We start from the raw sequence: 12,015 nt of genomic DNA, 5'->3' as shown, positions 1-12,015 counted from the left end.
TCCCAATCGCGCCTGCGGTGATCGGGCTCGATGATGGCACGAACGGGGGCGCCCGGCCGGAACGTCACGCCGTGGCACGGCGATCGCGGCCACCCGTGGCACCGGGTGGCCGCGATCGGTCCCCTTCCCGGTCAGACCCCGGCGGTCTGCTTGATCCAGTCGCGGACCTCCTGGCTCACCACGGTCTGGTAGCCGCCGAAACCGTCACCCTGGGTGGGTTTGTGGCCGAACGAGCAGACCCCGATGACGTTCCCGGTCGCGTCGTCGATCGCGGGCCCGCCGGAGTCGCCGCCGGAGGTCTCGCCGTCGTTGTGGATGCAGAACGCGTCGCCGAAGCCCTGGCCGCAGCCGGTCTCCTTGACCTCGCCGCTGGAGGTCTTGAGGTTCTCCGGCAGGTTCGTCCAGTCGGGGTTCTCGTAGCCCCAGCCGAACACGTGCTCGGCGACCCCGACCTTGGCCTCGCCCACGTCGCCGACCTTGGCGTACTGGCTGATCTTGACCTCCTTGGCCAGTTTCACCAGCGCCGCGTCGTCGGCACCGGGCGCGGTCTGGATGTCCGCGCTGTCGGCGGTCTGGCCGCCGCTGGACCTGGTCAGGGACCCGATGCGGAAGGTCTTGGCCGCACCGTCGGACACGCAGTGCTTCGCGGTGAGGATCCACTGCGGCGCGATGATCGACGCCGTGCAGTGGAACTTCCCGTCCTCCTTGCCGTGCAGGGCGGCGATGAACGGGACGTCCTCGGTCACCTTGTGCCCGCCGACCATGTTCGGCGACGCCGACGGCGGGGTCGACGGGTCCGCGGCGCCGGGCACCGCGTGGATGGTCGACGGTCCCGGTGAGCCGAGCGCGGTCGCCGGGGCGGTGGCGATCGCCCCCGCGGCCAGCGCCAGGCAGCACGCCGCTGGGATCAACGTCCGGATTGTGGGTTTGCGCATCGCGAAGACTCCGAAACTCGCGGGGACTGGACGCACCAAATCAAGCCCAGCGCGGTTTCGCGAACAATCGGGGCGGCGGCCCGTAGGTCTACGCAACTAATTCACCGGGAACCGAGATGGTCCGTTATGAACCGGACTGTCCGCGGCTCAGACCTTGCCCGCGACGAACTCCGCGGCCTCGCCCGCGTTACGGCCGTAACCGAGATGCGGGAACATGGTGCCGCCGCCCGGCTCGCAGATCACGTCGCCCTTCGCGCAGAACTCCTTGGTGCGATCGCCGTACTCGCCGGTGATGTGCTCGCCGCGCTTGGCGATCGGCGCCCCGAACACCACGAGCGCGGCGACCTTCGACCCGAGGTCTGCGGGGATGGTCGCGACGATCGGCCCGCCGACGACGGCGCCTTCGCTGCTCACGCCCACCGAGTTGCCCACCACGTTCGCGCCCTGCGAATAGCCGATCAGCACGAACCGCTGCCCAGGGCAGGCGGCGGCCTGGTTGGTCACGTGCTCCACGAGGTCCTTGTTCCCCTTCGAGGCCGAGTCGGTCGCCAGGCTCGCCGGGTAGTCGACGGCGTAACTGCTCACGGACTTCCCTTCGAGCTTGCCGCGCACCGCGGAGAAGACCGGGTCGCCGACGATCACGCCGAGCGCACCCGGCTCGCCGGTGCCCCTGGCGACGACGACGTCGACGTCGGAACAGCTCGCGGCGCCAGCGGCGGGGGCCGCCATCACGACGGACGCCCCGGCGAGCGCGATCGTCGCGGCGAGCAGTTCGGCCGCCACTCGTTTCGGCGTGCGGGAAGAGGGTCGGGTGGAGCGCATGCGGGATCACCTTTTTCTGCGGACTTCGCGTCGTTGCGAACAGACACCGCCCGTCAGCTCGGCGGTGACCGGAAGTATGTGCCCGGCCACGCACCGGTCACATCGGTGGAATTGCGTATCCCGCGGGCGTCCGTCTCCCGCTCCGCCTCAGCCCAGGTGCGGCAGGACCTCGGCCGCCAGGCGTTCCATCTGCTCCCGCTCGTCGAACATCGGCGTGCACAGCACCATTTCCGCCCCGGCGTCCACGATCTCGCGGATCCCGCGCACGCAGTCGTCGGGGGTGCCGGTGACGGCCACGTTCCCGATCGCGTCGGCGAAGGGCCCGTACAGCTCCCGCAACGCCCGCGACATCCGCTCGCCCGCGCGAGCGGCGTCGTCGTCGACCGCGACGTAGACGCGCTTGGCGATCTGGAACCCGGCCGGGTCCCTGTCCTGCGCCTCGAGTTCCGCGCGCACCGCCTCGACCTGGCCGACGAAGTTCGCCGTGGTGGTGGACCCGGCGCCGAAGAACCCGTCAGCGAGCCGCGCCGCGCGCCGGAGCGCCGCGGGCGCGCTGCCCCCGATCCACACCGGCGGCGACGGCTTCTGCACCGGCTTCGGTTCCATCGAGGCGCCGTCGAGCTGCCAGAACCGGCCGTCGATGGTGACGCTCGGCTCCGCCCACAGCGCCCGCATCACCTCGAGCCCTTCGGTGAACCGGGTGACCAGGCCATCCGGGGTGAGCCCGAACGCGGCGAAGTCCCGGTTCCGCCCACCCGCGCCGAGGCCGACCTCGATCCGGCCGCCGCTCATCTGGTCCAGCGTCGCCATGCTCTTCGCGAGGTGCACCGGGTTGCGCAACGGGAGCACGAACACCGAGCACCCGAGCCGCAACGTCGTCGTGCAGGCGGCCGCGAACGCCAGCGTCTCGATCGCGCCGAGGTGCGGTTTGGTGCCGAGTACCTGCTCCTGCGTCCAGCCGCCCTCGAAGCCCAGCTCCTCCGCCCGACGCAGGTGCTCGCGCAGGGCGTCGGAGTCGAACTCACCGTCGGCGTGGAACTGGGGAATGGAGATCGAAAAGCGCATGCGCCAACCCTACGACCCGATCAGCCCATGTGGGTGATCTCCGAGCCCTGTCCGGCGCGGCGGGCGAGGACGGCGCGGTTGATCCACCACGCGGCTTCGACGAGCACGATGCCGACGGCACCGCAGGCGAACGCGATACCGGTGTAGCCGAGGTTGCTGGGGTCGAGCAGGAAGAACTCCTGGGTGAACGGGATGAGGAACATCGCCAGCGTCAGCGCCACCATGCCCGCGATGAGGCCGATCTTCCACCACGCGTAGGGCCGCGCGATGATCGCGAGCACCCACAGCGCGATCGAGATCAGTGTGATCAGCGCGGTGGTGCCCGCCTGTTCCTTGTCCAATTCGGACGCCGCGGAACCCTGGTACACCAACAGGTACGACACGAAGGTCGCCGCCGCGATCACGATGCCCGCGGGCAGCGCGGCCCGCATCACGCGACCGACGAAGCCGGAGCGGGCGCGTTCGTTGTTCGGCGCCAAGGAAAGCACGAAGGCGGGGAGGCCGATGGTGAACCAGGCGGTGATCGTCACGTGCCGCGGCAGGAACGGGTAGGGCACCTGCGCGATCCCCACCGCCAGCGCGAGCAGCACCGAGTACACGGTCTTGGTGAGGAACAGGTTCGAGACGCGTTCGATGTTGCCGATCACGCGGCGGCCCTCGCCGACGACGTGCGGCAGGGTCGCGAACTTGTTGTCCAGCAACACGATCTGCGCCACCGCACGGGTCGCCGGGCTGCCCGCGCCCATCGCGACCCCGATGTCGGCGTCCTTGAGCGCGAGCACGTCGTTGACGCCGTCGCCGGTCATCGCGACGGTGTGCCCCTTCGACTGCAGCGCGCCGACCATCGCGCGCTTCTGCGCCGGGGTGACGCGCCCGAACACCGCGGAGCCCTCCACCACGTCCGCGAGCTCGTGCGACTGTTCGGGGAGGCGGCGCGCGTCGACCGGGTCCTGCGCGCCGGGCAGGTCGAGCTTGCCCGCGACCGCGCCGACCGAGACCGCGTTGTCCCCCGAGATCACCTTCACCGTCACCGACTGGTGCGCGAAGTAGTCCAAAGTGTCCTTGGCGTCGGGGCGGATCTTCTGCTCCAGCACCACCAGCGCCAGCGCGGTCACCGCACCGAGCCCGTCCGGCGCGTCGACCTTGCGCTCCGCCTGGCCGAGCAGCAGCACCCGCAGGCCCTGCGCGCCGATGCGCTCGGCCTCCGCGCGCTCGGGGTGCTCGGCGTCGAGCAGCACGTCCGGCGCGCCGAGCACCCAGTTCCCGTGGCCGTCGAAACTCGCCCCGCTCCACTTGCGCGCCGAGGAGAACGGCATCACCGCGTCACTTCGCCAGCCGGGATCGTCGGGGAACGCCTCGCCGATCGCCTGCATGCTCGCGTTCGGGCGCGCTTCGGCACGGGCGAGCGCCGCCAACGCCACGGACACCGGCACCCCGTCCACGCCGAGCTCCCGCACCTCCCCCATCCGCATCGCGTTCTCGGTGAGCGTGCCGGTCTTGTCCGCGCACACCACGTCGACCCTGGCGAGGCCTTCGATCGCGGGCAGCTCCTGCACGAGGCACTGGCGCTTGCCGAGCCGGATGACCCCGACCGCGAACGCGACGCTGGTCATCAGCACCAGGCCCTCCGGCACCATCGGCACCAGCGCGGCGACCATGCCGCGCAACGCGTCCGGCAGCGCCTGGTCACCGGCGAGCTGGTTGTAGATCGTCAGCGCGCCAGCCGGGACCAGCAGGTAGGTGATGAACTTGAGGATCTTGTCGATACCGGCCCGCAGCTCGGATTTCACCAGCGTGAACTTGCTCGCCTCCTCGGCGAGCCGTGCCGCGTAGGCGTCCTTCCCGACCTTCGTGGCGCGGAACGCGCCCGAGCCCGCGACCACGAAGCTGCCCGACATCACCTCGTCGCCCGGCCGCTTGACGACCGGGTCGGACTCACCGGTCAGCAGCGACTCGTCGATCTCGAGCGCTTCGCCCGCGAGCACTTCGCCGTCCACCACGACCTTGTCGCCGCTACCCAGTTCGACGACGTCGTCGAGGACGACCTCCGCGGGGTCGATCTCCTTGCTCTCCCCGTCGCGGCGGACCCGGGGACGCGCCTGCCCGACGATGGCGAGCTGTTCGAGGGTCCGCTTGGCGCGCAGCTCCTGGATCATGCCGATCGCGCTGTTCACGATGATCAGCCCGCCGAACAGGCCGTCCACCAGGTACCCGGTGGACACGATGATCGCGAACAGCACCCCGTAGATCGCGTTGATCCGGGTGAACACGTTGGCGCGGATGATCTCGCCGGTGGTCCGGCTGGCCTTGGTACTGACGTCGTTGGTCCGGCCGGCGGCGGTCCGCTCGGCGACCTCCGCCGCGGTCAGTCCGCGCAGGACATCGGCCGGGAGGACATGCTGCTCGCTGGGCATGTGCCGAACTCTAGGCGGCCAGGCATACCGGACACATCACCCCATGGTCGAATCCTCGGCCAGTCTTTCGGCTGAACCACTCGCCGGAGCGCGGACCGGCTCGTCGGCCCTGGCCCGCAGGGTTGACCTCGTCCGGCAACCGGAAGTAGCCCGAGCCGACGCCATCGGTGACCCGGTTGCCACAACCGCGTATTCACGGTCAATCGCACCCCACTTTCGTAGGGTGTCGATTCGGACACAACGTGCTAAAACTAATCTCGCCAGGAGGCGCGCCCCGGCACAGCAATGCGCTCCTGGTGCGGAATCCGCAGTTTTCCCGCTCGTTCCCCGAAACCCCGCACGTTCGCGTCCACTGACGCGAATGGTTTCCAGTAAAGGAACCCGAGTATGTCCCTGCGCAAATTCGTCTCGGCCGCCGGTATCGCGTCAGCCGTCGCACTCCCCACCGTGTTCGTCGGTGCGGGTGTCGCCGACGCCGCGCCCGCGATCAACGCGACGACCATCACCTACAACCTCTCCGCGGCGCCGAACTACGCTTCGGCCATCCGCACCGGCGTTTCGCGCTGGGGCACGCTACGGAACGTCAAGTTCCAGGAGACCACCGGACGGGCGAACCTGACCTACCACCAGGGCAACTACTCCGGCGGCTCGTACTACACCGGCAACGGGCACGGCACCGGGAACATCTACCTCGACATCCGCCAGATGGGGCAGTACGACCACGTGCGGGTCGCCGCCCACGAGACGGGCCACGACCTCGGGCTGCCCGACCACTACAGCGGCCCCTGCTCCGAGCTGATGTCCGGTGGCGGCCCCGGCCCGAGCTGCACGAACAGCTACCCGAACGCCAATGAGAAGGCAAGGGCGGACGCCAACTTCCGCAACGGCGTCTCCAAGGCGGAACTCGACCGCACCATTGTGATCCGGGGCTACTGACCCCGGACGCCTCCGCGGCCCGCGCTCTCCCCCTCCGGCGCGGGCCGCGGAGTCCCATGTCCACGATGGACTCCGCGTGCCGCCGTTCGGCGGTCTCCCCTGCCCCCGACGGCCGCTCCCCCGATGCGCCGCCCCCGACCGAGGAATAGGGAAACAAGACCCTGTCGCCCGCCCTCGTCGTCCTGTCAGGCTGGAGTGCTGCTGTGGGGCCGAGGGGAGAACGGCGATGACTTTTTGGCATCGTGGGTGAGGGCGGGCCGGTCTGCGCGATCCACTTCGACGGCGCGGGGAACGCCGCACTCGCCGAACGCGTGCACACCGAGCTGACCGGACGCGGCGTGCGGGTAGCCGAGGAACTCGACCCCGCGCTGCCGATGCTGTGCGTGGCACGGGATGCGAGCGACCTCCAGCTGGCGCCGGTGCCACCGCCGTCGACCGGCGTGGGACGGGTGCTCGCGGTGTGCGAGTGCACCACGCCGGGCAAGGTGATCTGGTCGCTGCTGGCGGGAGGTGTGGCCGACGTGGTGCGGTGGACGCCGGACGGCAGCGCGGGCGAATCGATCGTGGCGCGCCTCGACCGGTGGCGCCAGATAGACCGGCTCGTAGATGGGCCGGTCGTCCGCCGCCAGCTGATCGGGCGGAGCCCCGCCTGGCTCGCGCTGCTGCGCAGGGTGGTGGAAACGGCCAGGTTCACCGGCTCGGCGCTGTTGCTCACCGGCGAAAGCGGCACCGGGAAGGAACTGCTCGCCAGGCTCGTGCACCACCTCGACGCCCGTTCCGGCAAGGGCGACCTGATACTGGCCGACTGCACGACGATCGTGCCGACGCTGTCCGGGAGCGAGTTCTTCGGGCACGAGCGGGGCGCGTTCACCGGCGCGACCAGTGCGCGCGACGGCGCCTTCGCCGCCGCCGACCGCGGCACGCTGTTCCTCGACGAAGTGGGCGAACTGCCCCCGTCGATGCAAGCCGAACTGCTGCGCGTGATCCAGGAGGGGACGTACAAGCGGGTCGGCGGGGACACCTGGCGCAGCACCCGGTTCCGGCTGGTGTGCGCGACGAACCGCGACCTGCTCGCCGAGGTCGGGGCAGGCCGGTTCCGGCTCGACCTCTACCACCGGATCGCGGCGAACGTGCTGCGGCTGCCGCCGTTGCGCGAACGGCCGGGTGACGTGCTCCCGCTGTTCCGGCACTTCCTCTCCGAAGCCGTCGGCGCCGAGATGGACGTCGATCCCGCCGTCGAAGACCTGCTCCGGCACCGCGACTACCCCGGAAACGTCCGCGATCTGCGGCAGCTCGCGATCCGCGTCGCCACCCGGCACGTCGGCCCGCACGTGGTCACCCCAGGCGACCTGCCGGAGGAGGAATGGCCCGGAACCTCCACTGTGGACGGAACGGGGAACGGCGCGGTGGCGGAGCTGATGAGCCGCGCGGTGAGCGCCGCGCTGGCCGCCGGTGACGGCTACCGCGAGATCCGCGACGCCGCCTCCGACACCGCGGTGCGGCTGGCGATCGACGCCGCGAGCGGCAACCTCACCGACGCGTCCCGGCGGCTCGGCGTCACCGTGCGGAAGCTCCAGCTGTGGCGCGCGGGTCAGGTCCCCTCGACGATGTAGACGCCGTTGACGCCGAAGTTGCAGCTCGTCGGGTGGTCGACCCGGAACCACTCCTTTTCCGGCGGGTAGTACCAAATCGTGTCGTAGGTCCCGCCGAACGAGCAGTCGACGCGCAGCTTCCACTTCGCCGGGCCAGGCGCCCAGCACACCGCCCATGCCTGGTAGCTGGAGGTGTAGCCCTTGTCGCAGGTCATTCCGTAGATCGGCGTGACCTCGCTGGCCTGTGCGGGCAACGCGGCCGCGACCGTGACGCCGCCGGCCACCGCGGTCGCGGCGACCGCACCGCCGACCCTTCGAATGATCTTTCGCATGGTGCCCCCTTCGTGCAAACCCGGTGCGGCCACTGTGAATAGCCGCAGCGTCCCCTTCGAGACGCCACGGAACCGTATTCCTTTCGGACCACGGGGAATGCGGGCGAACGGTTCGTCCAACGGGTTGCGGAATCTGCCTCTTAGGGCGGCACGGGGTGCCACGGATCGGCGGGGCGCGGTGGTTCGCCGCCTTCCGGGACAACGGCGTCCGACGGGGATTTCCGCACCCGGCAAAGGAGTTTCAGCAGGTTCCCGCCGAGCACGCGCGCGGCCGCGTCCTCGTCGAGGCCGAGCGCCCGCACCTTCGCCAGTTCCAGGCCAGGGTGCAGCCACGGGCCGTCCGAGCCGAACAGCACCTTGTGCGGTCCAGCCCGCCGCACCGCTTCGACGAGCAGGTCGAACCGCCGCACGCCCGAGGTGTCGGTGTAGACGTTGCGGTGCCGCGCGAGCACGTCCAGGAACGCGCGCTGCGCGGCCCAGTCGTCGGCGAAGCTGCCCAGGTGCGGGATGACGAAGGGCACGTCGGGGTACTCGGCCGCGAACAGTTCGACCGGCGCGACGTCGCCCATCACGTCGTAGAGCACCGGCAGCCGCCACCGCCGCGCCGCCGCGCACACCTCCCTGGTCAGCCTGCCGTCGTGGCGGTGCGCCTTGATCCCGCACAGGCCGAGATCCCGCACGGCCTCTTCGACCATGGCCGCGACCCGGCCGCGGTCCCGGCCGGGGTGCACGAAGGCGAAGCCGAGGAACCGGTCGGGGTGCCGTGCGACGAGCTCGCCGATCACCCGGTTCGCCGCCGCGTAGTCCGAGCAGAACGGCGCGAACAGGACGGTGGCGTCGATCCCGGCCGCGCGGGCGCGGCGCAGGTAGGCGTCCAGCGGGGCCGAGGTGTCCCACGGCCCGGTGAGCCCGTCGCCACGACCGGCGTGGCAGTGGCAGTCGACGACAAGCGTGCGGTCAGACATGGCACTCCTCCACGTTCGCGAACCAGGCGCCGGTCACCGCGTCCGCCGCGGCGCGCACCGCCGACGGTGAATGCGCCGCGGTGACCACCAGCGCGAGCACCCTGCGGCCGCCGCAGTCGCGGGTCAGCACCGCGCGAATCCCCGCCCTGTCCAGGGTTTCGAGCATTCGGCGGCCTTCGGCCACGCTCACCACGGGCGTCCGCTGGACCGGGAACAGGCCGCCGCGCAGACGAGGACCCCGTGCCGCGCACCGGTCGCGCAGTTGCCTGATCCGCGCGGCGAGGCGAGCGCGCAGACCGTCGCCCTCGGTTTCGTTGCGGTCCAGCGCGCGGGCGGCGGCGCGGATGTCCGCCGCCGACGGCGGGCTGGAATGCGTGACGCTGCCGCCCTCGGCCCAGATCTTCGCGAGCAGGGCCGCCGGGCCGGAGATCGCGGCCACCGGCGCCCCGAAGGCCTTGGCCATCGAGGCGACCAGCACGATCCGGGGCGCCATGGCCAGGCCCGACCGCCGCAGCGAACCTCCCCCGCCCGAGCCGAACGGGTGCGCCGCGCGGGGCCGCGCACCGTGCAGGCCGAGCGCCTGGGTGTCGTCGAGCAGCAGCAGGCCCTCGCCCGAGCGCAGCGCGGAATCGGCCGTTGCCAAGGGAAAACGCCGTCCGCAGCCGCCGCACAGGCCGTCGGCGACGACGAGCGGGCGCAGTCCGCGCGCGGAGATCCGCCGCAGCGCGCCCGCGAGCTCCACCGGGTCGTGGTGGCGCACCACGACGACGGGGCACCCGGTGCCGATCGCCCGCTGCACGGCCCAGCGGGCGATCGGATAGGCACCGCCGTCGAGCACGATCGCGGTACCGGGGCGGGCGAGCGCGTCGAGGCAGTCGGAGAACGCGTGCAGGGTCGACCGGGTCAGCAGCGCCCGCTCGGTCCCCTGCAGCGCGGCCAGCCTCGACCCCACCGCCACGGCGGCCCGCGGGATGCCCAGTGCCGCGGGCCGCCCGGTGGTCACCGCCGTCCAGCCCGGCAGTTCCCCGCTCGGATGGCGCATGCCCAGGTACAGCGACGAGGTGAAATCCATTCCCGGCGCCGCTCACCGCACGCCTTGCCGCCTCGTCATGAGGCGTTTCTTGAGCAGCTCGCCCGGCATCGTGACGTCGACCCGCTCGGTGAGGTCGACACCGGTGGCCGCCCGGTAGGCGTGGGTGAACCGCTGCAGCTCCGGACGCCAGTAGCGCGCCCAGTTCGCCGCCTGCTGCGGGTCGTTGACGACGCTCCAGTTGCCGTAGCGCACCGAAAGCAGGATCTGCTCCCCGAACACCCCGAGATCGCGGAAGTGCGTGACGCTCACGTCGGTCCAGCCCTGGATCTGCTTCATGCTGTCGACCCGGTCCATCCACGCCTCCTCGTACGGCACCATCACGCGGCCGCCGAGGAACTCGCGCATTTCGGGCCTGGACAGCAGCCACTGCATGACCATGAACTCCGAACGCGCCGCGGACGGCAGGTCGCCGTACTGGTTGTTCGCGCCCTCCGCGAGGATCAGGTGCGTCTCGCGCAGCGCGTTGAGCAACGGGAAGCCGTCCGCGATCACCGTGGTGTCGTCGTCCTCCTTGAAGAACAGGTACGAGCTGTTCAGCAAGGTGTGGAAGGACTCGAGGAAGGTCGACCTGGTGTCGGCGAGGTGCTGGACGGGCAGCGCCCTGCCGAGCAGGGCCAGGCCGTACTCCTGGCCGTACTCCGCGGCCCGCCGCCGGACGCTGAGCCTGCGGTACTCGTCCTCCGCCCAGCCCCAGAAGAGGTTCGCGAGCGGGCGCAACGGGTCGAGGGTGAACCGGGTGAGCGGATCGCGCCTCCCGTTGTCGCCGGTGCCCCGGTTCTGGAACCGCGCGAGGATGGCGTTGAGCGTCTGCGCGAGCATGCCCTCCTCGTGCCAGTACGGCCAGATCAGCTCCATCGCCACCGGCCCGGTCAGCCTGCTGCGCAGGATGCCGTAGCAGTTGGGGTCCGGCAGTTCCACAGCGGGTTTGAGCGGGATGTCGGACAACCGGTCCCTGATCAGCTTCAGGTACGGCAGCACCGCGACGTTCTCGTTGACGAGCTGCTCGTAGTAGGCCTTGCGCAGATCCTTGAGCTCGTCGAGGGTGACGTCCGTGCCGGGCCGCCCGTACCGGCGCGCCTCCTCGGTCAAGAAACCCTTGGCGAACACCGGATCGGCCAGTTCCCGCTCCATCAGGTCCGGGTCGAGGAACGCCGAGGGCTGCACGCAGTTGTCGCGCGCGTCCACCACACCGCACTCCTGCATCAGGAACGCGTCGGTGGCCTGCTTGAGCACGTCGTAGGCCTGCGTGCCGGTGAACCGCAGCTGCCGGTCGTTGCCGCGCGGGTTGCGGCGCACGTCCTTCGCCGCGCACATCACGCCGTCGATGAACGCCTGGTACCGGCGGAACGAGATCGCCGTGGTGCGGTTTCGGATCAGCGTCCACAGCAGCTGGTCGGTGGTGTCGGCGACCTGGGTGCGCTGCAGGCTGACCGGCAGGTTGCCCTCCCTGGTCAGCGGCCCCGCGTTCTGGATGACCACGGTCCAGCGGTTCGAGGTGACCGGTGGCGGGACGGCCACCTTCGCGTCGAGCTCCTGCGAACCGGTCTTCAGGCCCTCCGCCAGCGGTTCCTCCGCGGGGTCTCCCTGTTCGGCGACCGGCGTCGGCTTCGGCCGCGGCACCAGTTCGCCGACCACGGTGTAGGCACCGGGTGCCTTGCCCTGGGTGTCGAAGTCGAACCGCGAGGCGGCCGCGAAGTCCTCGCGGTCGTTGGAAAACGGCCCGATCACGCGCCAGGTGAACCGGAAGTCCCCGTCCAGCACCGCCGGATCGGTCACGTTGTCTACAGTGGACTCGAAACGGACCACGGTGCCGGGCTGCACCGTCTCGGTCGGCTCCGCGTGGATCTTGAATTCGGTCACG

General features: G+C 70.7%; 10 protein-coding genes. 2 read left to right on the top strand and 8 right to left on the bottom strand.

The genetic code is table 11. The annotated features are described in order from the left end of the window. Positions 1-131 precede the first annotated feature (131 nt). The 4 genes from HUW46_RS37135 to HUW46_RS37120 form a co-directional block, all read right to left on the bottom strand. A complete protein-coding gene (locus tag HUW46_RS37135; RefSeq protein ID WP_215543380.1) occupies positions 132-935 on the bottom strand; it encodes a S1 family peptidase in 804 nt (267 codons plus the stop codon). Between the two features lie 147 nt (positions 936-1,082). After that, a complete protein-coding gene (locus tag HUW46_RS37130; RefSeq protein ID WP_215543379.1) occupies positions 1,083-1,757 on the bottom strand; it encodes a cutinase family protein in 675 nt (224 codons plus the stop codon). Positions 1,758-1,904: 147 nt separating this feature from the next. Beyond that, positions 1,905-2,822 carry an LLM class flavin-dependent oxidoreductase gene (locus HUW46_RS37125; protein ID WP_215543378.1) on the bottom strand — a complete coding sequence of 306 codons (918 nt, stop codon included), beginning with the start codon at positions 2,820-2,822 and terminating at the stop codon, positions 1,905-1,907. Positions 2,823-2,842: 20 nt separating this feature from the next. Beyond that, positions 2,843-5,236 carry a cation-translocating P-type ATPase gene (locus tag HUW46_RS37120; protein ID WP_215543377.1) on the bottom strand — a complete coding sequence of 798 codons (2,394 nt, stop codon included), beginning with the start codon at positions 5,234-5,236 and terminating at the stop codon, positions 2,843-2,845. A gap of 387 nt (positions 5,237-5,623) precedes the next feature. On the opposite strand from HUW46_RS37120, the gene HUW46_RS37115 reads away from it, so the two are divergent. Together HUW46_RS37115 and HUW46_RS37110 are read left to right on the top strand one after the other, a co-directional pair. After that, complete coding sequence (locus HUW46_RS37115) at positions 5,624-6,172, top strand: snapalysin family zinc-dependent metalloprotease (RefSeq protein WP_215543376.1); 549 nt, start codon at positions 5,624-5,626, stop codon at positions 6,170-6,172. 242 nt (positions 6,173-6,414) lie between these two features. Beyond that, positions 6,415-7,785 (top strand): sigma 54-interacting transcriptional regulator, encoded by a 1,371-nt coding sequence (locus HUW46_RS37110; RefSeq protein WP_215543375.1) that lies wholly within the window; start codon positions 6,415-6,417, stop codon positions 7,783-7,785. On the opposite strand, the gene HUW46_RS37105 is transcribed toward HUW46_RS37110, so the two are convergent. The 4 genes from HUW46_RS37105 to HUW46_RS37090 form a co-directional block, all read right to left on the bottom strand. Continuing rightward, positions 7,764-8,096, bottom strand: a complete 333-nt coding sequence (locus HUW46_RS37105; RefSeq protein ID WP_215543374.1) for a hypothetical protein — start codon at positions 8,094-8,096, stop codon at positions 7,764-7,766. The genes HUW46_RS37110 and HUW46_RS37105 overlap by 22 nt on opposite strands. A gap of 140 nt (positions 8,097-8,236) precedes the next feature. Further along, the gene (locus tag HUW46_RS37100) at positions 8,237-9,061 is read right to left on the bottom strand and encodes an amidohydrolase family protein (RefSeq protein WP_215543373.1); all 825 of its coding nucleotides are present in this window, start codon (positions 9,059-9,061) and stop codon (positions 8,237-8,239) included. Next, positions 9,054-10,133, bottom strand: a complete 1,080-nt coding sequence (locus HUW46_RS37095) for an aminotransferase class I/II-fold pyridoxal phosphate-dependent enzyme (protein WP_215543372.1) — start codon at positions 10,131-10,133, stop codon at positions 9,054-9,056. The genes HUW46_RS37100 and HUW46_RS37095 overlap by 8 nt, the downstream gene beginning before the upstream one ends. Before the next feature lie 12 nt (positions 10,134-10,145). Then, entirely contained in the window at positions 10,146-12,014 is a 1,869-nt protein-coding gene (locus HUW46_RS37090) for a hypothetical protein (RefSeq protein WP_215543371.1), read from the bottom strand. Position 12,015 lies beyond the last annotated feature (1 nt).

Source organism: Amycolatopsis sp. CA-230715, from assembly GCF_018736145.1.
GTDB lineage: Bacteria > Actinomycetota > Actinomycetes > Mycobacteriales > Pseudonocardiaceae > Amycolatopsis.
This window is presented reverse-complemented; position numbering and strand designations above follow the sequence as displayed.

Bases quoted from the DNA above. Each gene is read 5' to 3' on its own strand.
- HUW46_RS37100 (WP_215543373.1), bottom strand. From the start codon at position 9,061: ATGTCTGACCGCACGCTTGTCGTCGACTGCCACTGCCACGCCGGTCGT.
- HUW46_RS37135 (WP_215543380.1), bottom strand. From the start codon at position 935: ATGCGCAAACCCACAATCCGGACGTTGATCCCAGCGGCGTGCTGCCTG.
- HUW46_RS37130 (WP_215543379.1), bottom strand. From the start codon at position 1,757: ATGCGCTCCACCCGACCCTCTTCCCGCACGCCGAAACGAGTGGCGGCC.
- HUW46_RS37105 (WP_215543374.1), bottom strand. From the start codon at position 8,096: ATGCGAAAGATCATTCGAAGGGTCGGCGGTGCGGTCGCCGCGACCGCG.
- HUW46_RS37095 (WP_215543372.1), bottom strand. From the start codon at position 10,133: ATGGATTTCACCTCGTCGCTGTACCTGGGCATGCGCCATCCGAGCGGG.
- HUW46_RS37125 (WP_215543378.1), bottom strand. From the start codon at position 2,822: ATGCGCTTTTCGATCTCCATTCCCCAGTTCCACGCCGACGGTGAGTTC.
- HUW46_RS37115 (WP_215543376.1), top strand. From the start codon at position 5,624: ATGTCCCTGCGCAAATTCGTCTCGGCCGCCGGTATCGCGTCAGCCGTC.
- HUW46_RS37120 (WP_215543377.1), bottom strand. From the start codon at position 5,236: ATGCCCAGCGAGCAGCATGTCCTCCCGGCCGATGTCCTGCGCGGACTG.